Raw genomic sequence first — 15,183 nt, 5'->3', positions numbered from 1 at the left:
GAATTAGTAATTATGTGACGCTCAATGCATAACGGTAATTTCTCCGCTAACTATGGTTGGCTAATTCGTGGCGTAATCAGTAACTTCCTCCCAAGGAAATATTTTCCTCACAAGATCCTCACATTTTAAGTTGAGAATAAGTTGCACTAAAGCTCAACAATAAATTCCTATGGAATGCCATAAATGTAAATCACAGAGTCAAGATTGTGGAGGTAAATCGCGCGGACTGGCATTTTTTCGCAAAAAGCAGCAATCTTTAGATACAGAAGTTTCCACAAGTTCAGCCATTGCTTTGGTAGGAATGCCCAATGTGGGTAAGAGTGTACTGTTTAATGCTCTGACTGGAATTTACGTCACTGTTTCTAATTACCCAGGTACAACTGTAGAGGTAAGCCGGGGATTGACACAGATAGGGAAACAAGCGATCGCGGTGATTGATACGCCAGGAATGTATTCACTGCTACCTATCAGCGAAGAAGAAAAGGTTGCCAGAGATTTATTGTTCGTTGAATCTGTAGCAGCTGTGATTCATGTAGTAGATGGCAAGAACTTAGGAAGAATGCTACCTCTCACCTTTCAACTAATCGAAGCTGGACTGTCGGTAATACTCGCCGTCAACATGATGGATGAAGCCCAGCGTTGGGGATTGGATCTGCAACAAAACGCGCTGGAGATGGAGTTGGGAATTCCTGTAGTTTGCATGGCGGCGGCTTTAAACCAAGGTATAGATGAATTGAAACACAGCATTGCTCTGTTGCTACCGAATCAAATTGCCACGATTTCAGCATAAAAGGAAACAATCAACAGTCAATTAGCCATGATCAGACAAGTTATTTATCCAGAACCGATTGAAGGCGCGATCGCACAATTGGAATTGTGGTGGCAAACATTAGGCAATCGCTATTTATTTCAAGATTACTCACTCTCACCCCGTAGTCTAGCTTTATTGCTATTACAGAAAGACCCCGGATTATGGCAAATCTTGCAACAGGATGAAGAACAGTGCCGTCATCTGGAAGTATTGATTGCTGTCACGCAAAATCAACTCAAACAACCGATTGGATTAGCGATCGCGAATACTCGTCAAAGTCAGGCTCATGCTATAGAAAGAGCAGTTTTGCAGGAAACCAAACAAACGCGATCGCCACTTACAGAAACACTGCATCAACTCACCGTTAGCCCGATTACAGGATTCCCCATCTTGGTATTCATCCTTTACTACGGAGTTTACAAATTTGTTGGTGAATTTGGAGCAGGAGAACTGGTCGATCGCATCGAAACCTTTTTTGAAACACAAATCAATCCATTTGTCAACCAAGTCACTGCTCAAGTTATTCCCTGGCGACCAATTCAAGATTTGATTGCTCATGACTATGGCATCATCACCTTGGGAATTCGTTACGCTACAGCGATCGTCTTACCTGTAGTCGCTACTTACTTCTTGATGTTCTCATTGCTAGAAGATAGCGGCTACCTCCCACGTCTGTCTTTAATGCTGGATCGCTTATTCAAATCCGTGGGTTTATCTGGTCGCGCAGTCATTCCAATAGTATTAGGCTTTGGGTGTGACACAATGGCAACGATTGTCACCCGTACCTTAGAAACCAAACGAGAAAGGTTAATTGCCACCTTTTTGCTATCCCTAGCTATTCCCTGTGCAGCGCAGTGGGGCGTGATTGTCGGACTATTGGCGCAAAAACCAGCTGGCTTATTATTTTGGGGAGGTTTTATTTCTGCCATCTTCATCGTAGTGGGCTATCTTACCGCCAAATTATTACCAGGTAATTCAGGCAGATTTTACATGGAAGTTCCGCCTTTACGTCTGCCCAAATTGCGGAACATCCTAACTAAAACCTGGGTGCGGATGAAGTGGTATTTTATAGAAGTATTACCGTTGTTTATCTGGGCATCAGTTTTAATTTGGGTAGGAAGATTAACCGGATTATTTGACATAATTATTCGGGCAATTGAACCTCTTATTTCAATGTTAGGAATGCCAACACAAGCAGCACCAATATTCCTTTATGGCTTTTTTAGAAGAGATTATGGTGCAGCCGGACTATTTGATTTACAGCAACAAGGTATCTTGACAGGTAATCAGCTAGTCGTAGCGGCGATTGTCTTGACTTTGTTCTTACCCTGTATCGCCCAATTACAAATGCTGATTAAGGAACGCGGAACTCAAACTACTATAGCGATCGTGTTATTTATTTTCCCCTTTGCTTTTTTGATGGGATATCTTGTCAACCTCGGCTTAACTTTATTTGGAGTAAACTTTTAAGATGAACGCCTTATCAACGGTCAAAATCGGTCAACCGCAAACGGTAGTTTGTTTGCAAACTCAAGATGATAGGATTTTGCAAAAGCTGATGGCGTTCGGCATTTTACCAGGCAGCAATTTAGTCCTAGAACAACGCTTTCCATCCTACATCATCACGATCGGTAGAACCCGCACCGCTTTAGATCGAGAAACAGCGCAAAGTATTTTTGTAGAATCGTGCTGAATCTTGTTTGGGGATGACAGAGCAGCTATCGCAAGATTAAATGGGGTTAAGCTCAATCCAGCCAAAAACCGAGTACGATTCGTTGTCAGCGAATCCCAAACCTCAACCAACTGATTCAGACTATTTCACATTCATCATCGGGTATAACCTGTATTAAGGTTTTCGTTAATTGCGATCGCCGATCGCAAAGTTCTAACTCTCGGATACATTAAGATTGCAAGTCCCATCTGCTAGACTTAAGTTCCGAGATGTATAAATATCGCTACTGCGAGCCGTTTGGGCTGGGTGAAGCCACAGGAGCAGTCTCTGCACTCCGACGCAGCGCATTTCGCAAACGACTAGCACTATCTGATGGTGGCGCAGATGGTTGCAATGGCCGTCGCCGTCTTCTAGATAGGCGTTGCGGTGTTTCTCCTGATGTTCTGACATCGGCTGTCACTTCTCGTTGTCTGCGTTGCAGGCGATTAGCAAGGGAATTTTCTCCCTCAGAACGTTGCACCCTTAATCTCTGGTTGATTCTTGATGCGTCTGTGCTGGTGGTACTTTGTCGATCGCTACCTTCAGTCACGCCAGCTTCTCTACGCTGCCTGCGCCTTGGTGTTTCTTCACCAGAGTTGTTATTTGAAGAAATTTCTCTTTGCCTTTGCCGTTGTTCGCGTTCCTGTTGCTGCTTCCTGACTTGGTTATGGCGACGCGAACCTTGTATTGCATACTCTGTAGCTATCTGAACTCCTTGTCTACCGTTTTGGGAAGGCTTGAGTTTCCAGTTTCTAGCTTGGCGCAGATGTTCTTCATCTAAATCGCGATCGCCACTCGAACCAATCAATCTAACATTAGTAACATTACCATTAGCATCCGTATCAACTGCTACGGCTACTCTACCCTCTGCCTTACGTTTTCTGGCTCTTTCTGAGTATCTCACGTTACATTCTTGACAAGCAGCCCGACCATCGCCATTACCTCGTGAATTACCTTCTCCATTTCCAGTACTGGGTAATTTTGGGGTTGTGGATGTGGTAGCTATTCGTTCTCCTCCATTACCACTATTATTACCGTTACCTACACCCGAACCATTGCCATTACCAATACCCGAACCATTGCCACTACCAACACCCGAACCAGAACCGCTACCAATACCAGTTCCCTTTCCAGTCCCAATACCCGAACCAGAACCGCTACCGACACCAGTTCCGTTTCCAGTTAAGACTGATGTCCCACCGCCACCACCGCCGCTAGGCCTACCATTTCCTGCTGTTGTGATCAACGACTGACTGCTATTAGAGTTTCTAATTCCGCGTAGGGTATCGCGTAAATTACTGCTGGAATTACTAGAATTGGTGGAATTGGTGTTAGAGGGTTTTTCTGTAGTTTGTGCTACAGGCTTCTGGGCTACATTTGTTTCAGGTTTTGTTGGCTCGATAGGTTTCTGCAACTTTTCCACCAACTTTTGGATCGGTTGCTTCGGTTGGGGAGGGGGCGGTAATTCTACCTTAGCGGGAAGCGTAACAGGATTTACCTGGTTTTCAGGTTTGACAGTTGGACTTGCCAGAACCTCAGTTTTTTCTTGGACTTCAAGCTTTTGAGGAGATTGCTCCGGCTGTGGTTGTACTTCCAACTTGTTCTCTTGAGGAGTATCGAGAACTGCGATCTCGATCGCTTCCTCTTCAACAGGCGACACTCTGGAGAAATAGTTACCAATCCCAGAAGCAAGTACCGCCAAATGGAAGCCGAGGGAACCTATTAAACTCAGAACCAGAAAACCTTTCAGCGCTTTTGTTTCTTTCTCGCGCTGCTCGAAGGTCGTGCCGGAGAAGCTCATAAATATATTGCCATCTATTCTCACTAAAAGGTTAAAGTGTCATGGGGCAAAAGTCAATCAATATCTATAAATATTCGTACATCACTTTTGCGTAATTGTTCAAATATTAAAGACAAAAAGCTTAAAATCAGAGCAATTGCATGACTGGCACTTGAGAAATTTACTAATTTTCTGTCATTATATTTTCACATAAAGTTGAGAAGTATTCGCATTACTATATAATTCTCAGTTGAGATAGACTCTCAACTCGACTGGAAACTGGTGAAATTGAACAAAAAGATTTATGGGGATAAAACAGTTATTTATCGCAGGTGGCGTGGTCATGTGGCCTCTGCTTGCCTTCTCTGTTGTGGCGCTAGCTTTGATTGTTGAGCGAGTGCGGTTTTGGTATCGAATCAATACCCGCCAAGCCAAGGTAGTGCGAGAAATTCTCAATCTCTACCGGATGGATAATGTAGTGGGAGCAATCGAAAAGTCTCGCCAGAATGCAGATTTACCGATTCCCCGAATTTTCCTGGCTGCGTTGGAATTAGAAGAACCGACTCCAGAAGAGTTTCGCTTGGCACTAGAAAGCGAAGCGCAAGCAGAATTACCGATTATCAAGCGTTTTAACACAATTTTTGACACGATCATTGGGCTTTCACCGCTATTTGGCTTGTTAGGTACGGTACTGGGTTTGATTGTGTCCTTCGCGTCCCTCAATCTTGGTGATGTTGGTGGGACAAAAACCGCAGGTGTAACATCGGGGATTAGTGAAGCACTAGTTTCTACAGCTTCCGGCTTAATTGTGGCAATTTTCACCTTGTTCTTTGCCAATTCTTTCCGCGGATTGGCTCAACGTCAAACTGGCTTGATTCAGGAATATGGCGGGCAATTAGAACTGTTGTATCGCCGTCGTTACGAACGAGGAGGAGAAAAACTTTATGCGTCTACAAGATGAACCCGATATTCCTGCGCAGATTAATATCGTGCCGATGATTGACGTTATCTTTGCAATTTTGACGTTTTTCATCATGTCCACCTTGTTTCTCACCCGCCAAGAAGGATTACCTGTCAACTTACCCCAAGCTGCAACTTCTCAACAGTCGCAAGTCCCAACCAAAATTACAGTGACAGTCGAAGCTAACGGCGAAATTAGCTTGAATAAAAACCCAACAACGGTTAATGCGCTAACCGAACAGCTACGCGCTTTAGTTGGTTCAAACTCAGAAACTCTGGTTGTAATTAACGCCGATCGCAAAGTTGAACACGGTCAGATTGTCACAATTATGGATCGAGTGCGTCAAGTTAAGGGTGCAAGGTTAGCTATAGCAACGCAAAAGTCTTAATTGGTCAAGAGTCCAAAGTCAAAGGTCAATAGTTATTTATCTCCCATGTCCCCCCACACTTCCCACACTCCCTTGTCTCCCCGCCCTCTCTTCCCCATTCCATCATGTTAAATATGAGGATGTCACCTCTTGGCTGGCAAATACTCAAAGGAAAATCATTGAGATTTTTCGCTTTGATTCTCAGTGTTATTTTGGTTGTAGTTTTGAGTTATCGCAGTTTGGCGATCGCACCCAGAACTACTGAAATATTATGGGATACCTACGGCATACCGCATATCTACGGTAAAAATGCCGAAAGTGCTTTCCAGGCTTTTGGTTGGGCACAGATGCAAAGTCATGCTAACTTACTATTGCGTCTTTACGGTCAAGCAAGGGGAAAGGCAGCCGAATATTGGGGAGAAGATTATTTAGACTCCGATAAATGGGTACTGACTATGGGAGTACCCAAGCGTGCTAGTTCTTGGTATCAAGCACAAAGCCTAGAATTTCGGAGTTATCTAAATGCCTTTGCTACTGGGATAAATATTTATGCCAAAGCACATCCCGATTTAATTGATGATGAGGTAGAGATTGTATTACCTGTCAAACCAGAGGATGTATTAGCGCACTTGCAGCGAGTGCTGTATTTTACCTTTATTGTCAATCCAGAACAAGTAGCAGATAATACACATAACGAACCGAAAGCTGGTTCTAATGCTTGGGCGATCGCACCCAAACATTCTGCTAGCGGTCGGGCAATGTTGCTAGCAAACCCCCATGCGTTATGGTCGGATTTATTCGTCTGGTACGAAGCACAAATTACCGCATCGGGGATGAATGCTTATGGCGCAACCTTGGTAGGAATTCCTGTTTTAGCGATCGCCTTTAACGATCGTTTAGGTTGGACTCATACCGTCAATACCCATGATGGTTGGGACTTGTACGAATTGAAACTAGCTGATGGTGGTTATGTTTTCGATGGCAAAGTCCGTCCTTTGACCGCAGAAAACTTGTTATTAAAAGTCAAACAAAAAAACGGCTCGTTAGTTGAACAACCATTATTAGTCAAAAGTTCCCTCCACGGTGCAGTAGTGCAAGAAAAAGATGGGTTTGCTGTAGCGCTACGGGTTGTCGGTCTAGACCGTCCTGGCGTGTTGCAACAGTGGTGGGATATGGCGCGATCGCAAAACCTCAACCAATTTCAACAGGTATTGCAACGCTTGCAACTACCCATGTTTACCGTCATGTATGCAGACCGAGAAGGGCACATCATGCACCTATTCAACGGTCTGGTACCAATTCGCCAACAGGGAGACTTTGAATATTGGCAAGGCTTAATTCCGGGCGACACATCCAAAACTTTGTGGACAATAATGCATCCATATAAGGATTTACCGCGTGCGATCGACCCGCCTAGCGGTTGGTTGCAAAACGCCAACGATCCGCCTTGGACAACGACTTTTCCAACTGTCATCAAAGCTGATGATTACCCAGCTTATATGGCTCCCAGAGAAGAAATGTCCTTCCGGGCACAAAGTTCTGCCAAGATGCTGGCTGAAGATAGCAAAATTTCTTTTCAAGAAATGATGCAGTATAAGCATTCCACAAAAATGGAGGTTGCAGAACGCATTCTTGATGATTTAATTCCCGCAGCACAAAAATATGGCGATGAATTAACTCGTCGTGCGGCTGATGTTTTAGCTGCTTGGAATCGCAATGCTGATGCTGATAGTCGTGGCGCAGTCTTGTTTTCCTTATGGTGGCAAGAAATGGCTGACAAAGAAATATTTAGTATTCCTTGGAGTGAAAAATCTCCACGCACCACACCCGATGGTTTAAAAGACCCAGAAAATGCAGCCAAAGCCCTGCAAATAGCGGCGACCAAAGTTGAAAAAGCTTATGGCAAGCTAGATATTGCTTGGGGTGAAGTCTTTAGAGTGCGTAGCGGTAACTTAGATTTACCTGCTAATGGTGGTCATGGAAATCAAGGTATATTCCGCGTCGTCCATTTTGCACCGACTAACAATCAACGCTTTCAAGCCGTCGCTGGTGATAGTTATGTTGCAGCCATTGAATTTTCCCAGCCAGTCAAAGCAATGGCTTTACTCAGCTACGGTAACTCTACTCAACCCGGTTCGCCCCATATTACCGACCAACTAGAATTATTTACTCGCAAGCAACTGCGTCCGGTTTGGCGAACTCGTCCAGAGATACTCGCACATTTGGAGGAACGCAAAACTTTTTGATAGCTTCACTGAGTAAATACTTATGAGTTATGCAATCAAAGCTTGCCTGTACAGTTGGAAGATAATTCTTGGGATAACGCTGATTAATCTACCTTTGCCAGCATTGTCCCAAACCAAACAGCTAAATAATTACGAACCGCAAATTCTTCAGACTGAGATTAGCGATCGCGATCTGAAAATTATTGAGCAGTTAGTAGCGATCGCCCAGCATCGATCTTCGCAAGTCAGGGAGGCAAAAGCGGCAATGGGATGGAGTGCTTTCACCAATGTTTTGAGTCTAGAATTCTCGCCATCGCAAACCACAACCAATTACAACTTGCCTGAGTTAGCAGCCGAAAGCGAGAGTAGTTTCGGGATAAGCATGACAATCGATCCCATTAGACTGTTGAATGTGATTCAGGAATTACCTTTAAGAACAGCGCGCTGGCAAGAAGCCAAACAGCAAAAACGTTTAGCAGTTTTACAATTTTACCTTGCTTATCTACAAGCCCGCCAAGCTAAGAAAATAGCCGCCTATCGAATGCAGCAGCTAGCAGTGGCGGAAGCGAAAACTGGGCAGATCGCTAGCGTCAATTCCCAAGTAAATATTCCCCATCAAGTTAGTTTGGCGAATCCTAATTATGTTGCAGCTGCAACCGAAATGCTGAATACAAACGCACGCGAACGCTTGGCATTAGAAGAACTAGCAGCTTGTGTTGGCTTATCTTCACAAGCAACTATTACACTGCTCGAAACCAGTAATCTTAACAATGAGTAGATCGGCTTCCTCATCAGCCCAAAAATTGTCACCATCCCTCACATTTCCCGTTGCGGGTTTAATTGTGGGATTGCTCATACTGCTGATTTGTCTAATTTTCAGCGTTTCCTTCGGTGCAGCAGATATTCCCCTGCATCAGATATTAACTGCATTTATTCAGTTTGACGGTTCTTACGAACATTTAGTAATTCAGACAATAAGATTACCGCGATCGCTTTTAGCAATCTTAGTGGGTGCAGCAATATCTACGGCTGGTGCAATTATGCAGGGTGTGACTCGTAACCCCTTAGCCGATCCTGGTATTTTGGGAGTAAATGCAGGTGCAGCTTTTGCTGTAGTCATGAGTATTTTTCTGTTTGGCACATCTGCACCAAATGTTTATATTTGGTATGCGTTTCTTGGTGCAGGTGTCACCGTTATTAGTGTCTATACTTTTGCATCTCTTGGTCGTAGTGGTATAACTCCCCTAAATTTGACGATTGCAGGTGCAGCTATTAGTAGCTTACTCGCTTCCCTAACAACGGGAATTTTAATAGTAAGTCAGCGAACTTTAGAAGAAATTCGCTTTTGGTTAGCAGGTTCCTTAGCAAATATTGATAAAGGGATTATTTTCCAAGTCTTGCCGTACATTTGTATTGGTCTAATCTTAGCATTTGGTTTAGCAAGACAAATTACCATTTTAAGCTTGGGAGAAGATATTGCTAAAGGTTTAGGTCAACAAACTTTAGTCATAAAAATTGCCGCCGCTTGCTGTGTCTTACTCTTAGAAGGTAGTGCCGTTGCGGCTGCGGGTTCAATTGGATTTCTTGGTTTAGTTATTCCCCATATCGTGAAATTTTTCGTTGGAGTAGATTACCGTTGGATTTTGCCTTACAGCGCAATTTTTGGCGGAATATTACTTTTAGTTGCTGATATTTTGGCGCGATTATTGATTCGACCGCAAGAAATCCCAGTTGGAATTATGACAGCTTTAGTTGGTGCGCCCTTCTTCGTTTACTTAGCCAAATATCAGGTAAAAAAATGAAGAATCATTCACTAATTTATCGTTCAGCAAAACTAGGATTATCAATTCGGCTGCAAAATCAAGTTCCGAAAATATTATTTGTTCTCACAATTATTACATTAGCAGCAATGGTAGTTAACACTTGCGTGGGAGAATACCCCACACCGCCGCTAATAGTTATTCAAACTGTATTAGGAATAGATACAGGAAATGCCGATTATGCTTTTGTAATTAATAATTTACGTTTGCCCAGAATAATCACTGCTTGTTTGGTAGGGATAGCCTTAGCAATTTCTGGCACAATTATGCAAAGTTTAACTCGCAACTCTTTAGCAGATCCAGGGATTATTGGGATAAATGCTGGTGCAAGTCTAGCGGCTGTGAGTGTAATTGTATTATTCCCCAATTTTCCGCCAGGAGTTTTACCTTTATCAGCATTTCTTGGTGCGTTAGTTACAACTTTATTGATTTACTTCCTAGCGTGGGATAGGGGACTGCACCCCGTTCGCTTAATTTTAATTGGTGTAGGAATTTCTGCTGTAGCGGGTGCTTTTACTAGTTTAATGATAACATTTGGTCAAATATATGATGTCAGTCAGGCTTTGGTTTGGTTAGCTGGTAGCGTTTACGGTAGGACTTGGGAACAGATTTTTGCTTTTGTACCTTGGTTAGTTATATTTGTACCTTTAGCTTTAATTAAAGCATCAGAATTAAATACTTTAAACTTAGGAGATGATATTGCCAAAGGTTTAGGTAGTAAAGTTGAATTGCAGCGTAGTTTCTTATTATTAATTAGTGCAGCCCTTTCTGGTGCAGCAGTAGCAACAGCGGGAACGATTGGATTTGTAGGGTTAATTGCTCCCCATATTGCTCGTCAATTAGTTGGGGGAAATCATCAAGGTTTGATTCCAGTGGCGGGAATGACAGGAGCCGCAATCGTAGTTTTATCAGATTTTGTTGGCAGAATTATTTTTGCGCCTATTGAAATTCCTTGTGGAGTTGTTACTGCTGTAATTGGTGCCCCGTATTTTGTTTATTTATTAATTAAAAATCGCCAGTAGCATTGCCCACCCTACAAATAATCAAGATTTTTGAAATATAATTATGGCAATATCATTATCCAAAAACAATCTAGATTACCAGCTTTCAGCCAATAATTTGACTTTAGCTTATGATGATACAACTATTATCAAGCATTTAAACTTAGATATTCCCCAAGGACAAATCACTGCCCTAGTCGGCGCAAATGGCTGTGGCAAATCTACTTTATTGCGGGGTTTGGCGAGGTTATTAAAGCCCTCTAGCGGTACGGTTTATTTAAATACATCAGATATATTTAAGTTATCAACAAAAGAAGTAGCTAAGAAATTAGGAATTCTTACTCAAAGTCCCGTTGCGCCGGAAGGATTAACCGTGCGAGATTTGGTAGCTTGTGGTAGATTTCCTTATCAGAATTGGTTACAACAGTGGTCAAAAGAAGATGAAAGGTTAGTAGAAATAGCCTTAGAAATTACCAGAATGCAAGAACTAGCTGCACGCGAGTTAGACACTCTTTCTGGCGGGCAGCGACAGCGAGCTTGGATTGCGATGGCATTAGCTCAAGATACAGAGATATTATTATTAGATGAACCAACTACTTTTTTAGATTTAGCGCATCAAATAGAAGTTTTAGATTTGCTGTATGAGTTAAACCAAAACCAGCAAAGAACAATTGTCATGGTGTTACATGATTTGAATCAAGCTTGCCGTTACGCCGATTATTTAGTAGCAGTGAAAGAAGGTAGAATTTTTGCTGTTGGCGAACCTAATTTAGTAATTACAGAAGACGTAGTAAAAGAAGTATTTGGATTGGAATGTCGAATTGTATCCGATCCGGTTTCTGGAACGCCAATGTGCGTACCAGTAGGGAGAAAAAGTAAAAACATCCTTTGAGAAACAAAGCTCGTGCGATCGCGGATGTATAACATCTACAATTATTGAGCTACAGTCTGAGATCTTAACTTTCCAGATTTTTCACCAAAGCCTGCCCGGTGAGAGCAGAGATGACCTCTCCTTAAATTTTCTTATTTAAGCTTAAGTTACCTTATTTTGTCGTTGAGTTGTGAAAATCAAACTCCTTAAATTATCCCTATTTACGGTTTTAAATTCAGAGGAGAACCTAGTAATAACGGTTGTGCCACAAAAATTAGAGAAGCACTACATACAGTGCCGCAGTATGTGTATTACAACTCTATTTCTAGTGTTTAAAAAAATTTGCGACACAACTTTAGCTAGAGATAAATAGTTTTAGCCTCAGGACAGAAAATATGAAAGCTACATTACGTCACATTTTAAACCTCAAAAAACAGTACAGCCATCTGCCATTTTTTGATTTTTTACGGGATGAAACCTTATCAGCTCGTCAGCGCCTAGAATTTTACCCCTGCATGGCTCCTTTTATCATGAGCTTTGGCGATCTCAATCGCTATGTCATGCGCCAAGAACCAACCGCAGATCCGTATCAGGCGATGGTGAACGAACATTCCTATGAGGACGATCATCACTGGCCTTGGTATTTGGAAGACTTTATCAAATTGGGCTTCGATCGCGAAAAAATCTCGGCTACTGAATCTTTACAGTTTTTCTGGGGCGATCGCACAGCAGTAAATCGTTTACTATCACACAAGCTGGCTCATTTAATTTATAGTTCATCGAGTATTGTACGTCTAGCTATTATTGAAGCTATTGAAGAAACAGGCAATGTTTTGTTTGACCTGATTGGCAAATTAGCAAAACAAATTGAAGCAGAAACAGGTATTCAATTACGCTACTGTGGGGAATTCCATTTTAGTAAAGAATCTGGTCATGCGATGACAAACGACCATGCCATCCTGGCAGAGATCGAAATAGACGAACAAACACGTGCTGAGGCTATTGAAAAAGTCAATCTGGTGTTTGCTTGGTTTACACAATGGACTCAAGAATTATTAGCGTATGCTTTGTACAACCTGAATCATCCCGATCGACCACTCATATATCATTTCCAAAAGGAAATGGCCTTGATTTAGTTGTACGCAGTATTGAGAAATTACCAATGTCTCTAAATCTAAATTTATGTACTGCTACTTTACCTAACTTTTCGTTTACAGATGTGGTGGAAATCGCTTTAGCATCCGGTTATCATGGAATCGAACTGCGAGTCAGTGACGACTACCACAAAAGTTTGCAGGAGTTGAGCGCTCAAGGTACTTTCATCAAGCAACAATTGCAACAGGCTAATCTATCAGTACCAGTACTCAACACCTACATACCTGTAGAAGACGATCGCTCCGTAGACCAACTGCTTGAATGCTGCCAGAAAATGGCTGTGCCAAAAGCACGCTTGGTTCTGCCTAAAAGTTATGGTGCATCCGTAGCTAAAATTGCTAATGTTAAGGAAATCATTCCTTCGTTTGAAGTCACTAACCGCGAACCAGTGGAATTGATCAAAACTTTAAACAAGAAGCTACGCCAGATCGAACGCAAAGCTTACAAAGCAGGTGTCAAGATCTTACTGGAATTGCACTGGGGAACGGTAATGAGTAGTTTTAGCAGCGCTTATCTGTTAACCTCCGACCTCGATCCGGGTTGTATCGCGATTACTTTTGACCCCGCCAATATGATGGTGGAAGGCAAAGAAGATTGGGAATTTGGTCTAAAGTTAATCGGTTCCCACATTGATAACATCCATGTGAAAAATATATCTTGGTTCTCTAGCAATAAAGGCTGGTCTTGGGAATGGGCACCTGTTGGCACTGGGATGGTAAATTGGCCCGAACTCATCTGCTTGCTCAACCGCAACCGATATTCGGGTGATTACGCCATTGAGGATTTCCTAGTTCCTAATCGCAGCAAGCAGGCAGCGATCGCTTATCTGCGTTTAGTGCATAATGAATTCAATAAGATTTACGAAAATATGAGTGCAACTATTCTACAATCGCTCATCTGTAAGATTTAAAGATAAAGCGCCTTTTTTCGATCGGTTAAAATACTCAAAACACTATTACCAAAGAAACGCAGAGAGCAGAAGGATTAATCTTCAAAGTTGTGAACAACTAAAAAGCTGACAAAATGCGAATTCAACCCAAATCTCTGGGCTTTACAATCCTGCTGGGGGCGCTTTCTGCACTACCGCCTTTGTCAATCGATATGGGGCTACCAGCATTTCCTCAGATCGGTGCGGCACTGAGAACTTCATCAGGGGCGGTGGGATTAACACTTAGTTTATTTATGCTTGGTTTTGCGATCGCGCAGCTTGGTTTTGGCCCGCTTTCAGATCGTTATGGACGCAGACCAGTTTTACTTGCAGGCTGTGGAATCTTTGCACTGGCTGGTGCAACCTGTGCTGTGGCACCATCGATTGAGACTTTGATTGCTTGGCGTTTAGTTCAGGGTGCTGGTGCTGGTGCTGGTATGGTAGTGACGTTGGCAATTGTCCGCGATTTATTCGAGGGATCGGAAGCACGGGCGCAACTTTCTTACGTCAACTTGGTGATGAGTGTAGCACCAATGATTGCACCGACAATTGGTGGTTGGGTTTTGGCAATTGTCGGTTGGCGAGGAATTTATGGTGTGCTGGCTGTGGGAGGATTACTGCTCGTGCTGGCTGTTGCTTTTGGATTGAGTGAGTCTCTAGAGAGGCGCGATGTCAATGCAATTAAACCACGTCGGCTCATCAATAATTACGGAAAAATTCTCACCAATCCCATTTGCCTTAGCTATGCCCTGGTCAATGCACTGTACTTTGGCTGTATGTTTGCCTACGTTGCCGGATCGCCACTAGTGATGCTCAAGGTTTTCGGTGTCTCAACTACAGTTTACGGTTGGCTATTTGCATCCACCGCCTTCGGAATTACGGTCGGTTCATTCCTGAATGGGCGCTTGAGTATCCAAGGCGTGCCACCTTCACGATTACTCAGTGTTAGCTTAATTGTTGGTGTTGTTTCCACTGTTGCACTTGTGGTTGTGTCGATGAGTAGTGCAGCGCAAGTTGCTACCCTCATGCCGTTGCTAGTGCTGAATACCTTTTGTCGCGGCATAGTTTCACCGAATGCTATACATGGTGCCATCCAGCCAGTACCAGAAAATGCCGGAGTTGCAGCCGCCGTAGTCGGATTTCTGCAAATGCTAGGCGGCTCACTAGCTAGTGGGTTAGTGGCTTTTCTCTATGATGGACACAGTGCGTTCACCGAAGGTGTTGACAAAGTCATCGCTATGTCTGGTGTGATGGCAGCATTTGCGATCGCTGCTTACGCCGTCTATACGATATGGGCACGACCCGCTGAACGCCGTTTTGCCCTACACAGTGGCACAAAAAATTAGCTAAATTAAAAAGCAGCCTCATGTCCGACCAAGACGAGCGATCGCAACCAAGCACCCAACTCATACCAATTTGAAAAAAGAATGCGACAGATTGTAGGGGCACAACAATGTTCATTGGTGTCAACTTAACGTGAAACCCGCTTGGCGACAACGTTCTGCCCTCACCCCCAGCCCCTCTCCCACCAAGAGATGGGAGCAAGAGATTTA

At 43.2% G+C, this 15,183-nt stretch carries 14 protein-coding genes; 13 read left to right on the top strand and 1 reads right to left on the bottom strand.

The window, feature by feature from the left end:
* Positions 1 to 169: 169 nt before the first annotated feature.
* Genes AACU33_RS16800 through AACU33_RS16790 form a run of 3 tightly spaced genes read left to right on the top strand, consistent with a single transcriptional unit; the run spans position 170 to position 2,504 of the window.
* A complete protein-coding gene (locus tag AACU33_RS16800) occupies positions 170 to 790 on the top strand; it encodes a FeoB small GTPase domain-containing protein (protein WP_096589767.1) in 621 nt (206 codons plus the stop codon).
* A gap of 27 nt (positions 791 to 817) precedes the next feature.
* On the top strand, positions 818 to 2,281 hold the full coding sequence (locus AACU33_RS16795) for a ferrous iron transporter B (protein WP_096589766.1): 1,464 nt from the start codon (positions 818 to 820) through the stop codon (positions 2,279 to 2,281).
* Between the two features lies 1 nt (position 2,282).
* Positions 2,283 to 2,504, top strand: a complete 222-nt coding sequence (locus AACU33_RS16790; RefSeq protein WP_096589765.1) for a FeoA family protein — start codon at positions 2,283 to 2,285, stop codon at positions 2,502 to 2,504.
* A 262-nt stretch (positions 2,505 to 2,766) separates the two neighbouring features.
* On the opposite strand, the gene AACU33_RS16785 is transcribed toward AACU33_RS16790, so the two are convergent.
* Complete coding sequence (locus AACU33_RS16785) at positions 2,767 to 4,323, bottom strand: energy transducer TonB (protein WP_096589764.1); 1,557 nt, start codon at positions 4,321 to 4,323, stop codon at positions 2,767 to 2,769.
* Positions 4,324 to 4,606: 283 nt separating this feature from the next.
* Between AACU33_RS16785 and AACU33_RS16780 the strand changes: the two genes are divergently transcribed.
* From AACU33_RS16780 to AACU33_RS16735, 10 genes are all read left to right on the top strand, one after another.
* A complete protein-coding gene (locus AACU33_RS16780; RefSeq protein WP_096589763.1) occupies positions 4,607 to 5,263 on the top strand; it encodes a MotA/TolQ/ExbB proton channel family protein in 657 nt (218 codons plus the stop codon).
* Entirely contained in the window at positions 5,247 to 5,651 is a 405-nt protein-coding gene (locus AACU33_RS16775; protein WP_096589762.1) for an ExbD/TolR family protein, read from the top strand. Before AACU33_RS16780 ends, AACU33_RS16775 begins: the two co-directional genes overlap by 17 nt.
* 113 nt (positions 5,652 to 5,764) lie before the next feature.
* Positions 5,765 to 7,876: a penicillin acylase family protein gene (locus AACU33_RS16770; RefSeq protein WP_096589761.1), complete on the top strand. Its 2,112-nt coding sequence runs from the start codon at positions 5,765 to 5,767 to the stop codon at positions 7,874 to 7,876.
* Between the two features lie 22 nt (positions 7,877 to 7,898).
* Positions 7,899 to 8,633 (top strand): hypothetical protein, encoded by a 735-nt coding sequence (locus tag AACU33_RS16765; RefSeq protein WP_096589760.1) that lies wholly within the window; start codon positions 7,899 to 7,901, stop codon positions 8,631 to 8,633.
* The gene (locus AACU33_RS16760) at positions 8,626 to 9,657 is read left to right on the top strand and encodes a FecCD family ABC transporter permease (protein WP_096589759.1); all 1,032 of its coding nucleotides are present in this window, start codon (positions 8,626 to 8,628) and stop codon (positions 9,655 to 9,657) included. Before AACU33_RS16765 ends, AACU33_RS16760 begins: the two co-directional genes overlap by 8 nt.
* Complete coding sequence (locus AACU33_RS16755; RefSeq protein ID WP_096589758.1) at positions 9,654 to 10,697, top strand: FecCD family ABC transporter permease; 1,044 nt, start codon at positions 9,654 to 9,656, stop codon at positions 10,695 to 10,697. The genes AACU33_RS16760 and AACU33_RS16755 overlap by 4 nt, the downstream gene beginning before the upstream one ends.
* Positions 10,698 to 10,740: 43 nt before the next feature.
* Positions 10,741 to 11,568, top strand: a complete 828-nt coding sequence (locus AACU33_RS16750; RefSeq protein ID WP_096589757.1) for an ABC transporter ATP-binding protein — start codon at positions 10,741 to 10,743, stop codon at positions 11,566 to 11,568.
* Between the two features lie 374 nt (positions 11,569 to 11,942).
* The gene (locus AACU33_RS16745; RefSeq protein WP_339376079.1) at positions 11,943 to 12,683 is read left to right on the top strand and encodes a hypothetical protein; all 741 of its coding nucleotides are present in this window, start codon (positions 11,943 to 11,945) and stop codon (positions 12,681 to 12,683) included.
* Between the two features lie 26 nt (positions 12,684 to 12,709).
* Positions 12,710 to 13,612: a sugar phosphate isomerase/epimerase family protein gene (locus AACU33_RS16740; RefSeq protein WP_339376078.1), complete on the top strand. Its 903-nt coding sequence runs from the start codon at positions 12,710 to 12,712 to the stop codon at positions 13,610 to 13,612.
* 113 nt (positions 13,613 to 13,725) lie between these two features.
* A complete protein-coding gene (locus AACU33_RS16735) occupies positions 13,726 to 14,976 on the top strand; it encodes a multidrug effflux MFS transporter (protein ID WP_096589755.1) in 1,251 nt (416 codons plus the stop codon).
* Positions 14,977 to 15,183 lie beyond the last annotated feature (207 nt).

Source organism: Calothrix sp. NIES-2098, from assembly GCF_963875125.1.
Classification (GTDB): domain Bacteria; phylum Cyanobacteriota; class Cyanobacteriia; order Cyanobacteriales; family Nostocaceae; genus Aulosira.
This window is presented reverse-complemented; position numbering and strand designations above follow the sequence as displayed.

Coding starts and splice junctions, on each gene's coding strand:
- AACU33_RS16800 (WP_096589767.1), top strand. CDS start 170: ATGGAATGCCATAAATGTAAATCACAGAGTCAAGATTGTGGAGGTAAA.
- AACU33_RS16795 (WP_096589766.1), top strand. CDS start 818: ATGATCAGACAAGTTATTTATCCAGAACCGATTGAAGGCGCGATCGCA.
- AACU33_RS16790 (WP_096589765.1), top strand. CDS start 2,283: ATGAACGCCTTATCAACGGTCAAAATCGGTCAACCGCAAACGGTAGTT.
- AACU33_RS16785 (WP_096589764.1), bottom strand. CDS start 4,323: ATGAGCTTCTCCGGCACGACCTTCGAGCAGCGCGAGAAAGAAACAAAA.
- AACU33_RS16780 (WP_096589763.1), top strand. CDS start 4,607: ATGGGGATAAAACAGTTATTTATCGCAGGTGGCGTGGTCATGTGGCCT.
- AACU33_RS16775 (WP_096589762.1), top strand. CDS start 5,247: ATGCGTCTACAAGATGAACCCGATATTCCTGCGCAGATTAATATCGTG.
- AACU33_RS16770 (WP_096589761.1), top strand. CDS start 5,765: ATGAGGATGTCACCTCTTGGCTGGCAAATACTCAAAGGAAAATCATTG.
- AACU33_RS16765 (WP_096589760.1), top strand. CDS start 7,899: ATGAGTTATGCAATCAAAGCTTGCCTGTACAGTTGGAAGATAATTCTT.
- AACU33_RS16760 (WP_096589759.1), top strand. CDS start 8,626: ATGAGTAGATCGGCTTCCTCATCAGCCCAAAAATTGTCACCATCCCTC.
- AACU33_RS16755 (WP_096589758.1), top strand. CDS start 9,654: ATGAAGAATCATTCACTAATTTATCGTTCAGCAAAACTAGGATTATCA.
- AACU33_RS16750 (WP_096589757.1), top strand. CDS start 10,741: ATGGCAATATCATTATCCAAAAACAATCTAGATTACCAGCTTTCAGCC.
- AACU33_RS16745 (WP_339376079.1), top strand. CDS start 11,943: ATGAAAGCTACATTACGTCACATTTTAAACCTCAAAAAACAGTACAGC.
- AACU33_RS16740 (WP_339376078.1), top strand. CDS start 12,710: ATGTCTCTAAATCTAAATTTATGTACTGCTACTTTACCTAACTTTTCG.
- AACU33_RS16735 (WP_096589755.1), top strand. CDS start 13,726: ATGCGAATTCAACCCAAATCTCTGGGCTTTACAATCCTGCTGGGGGCG.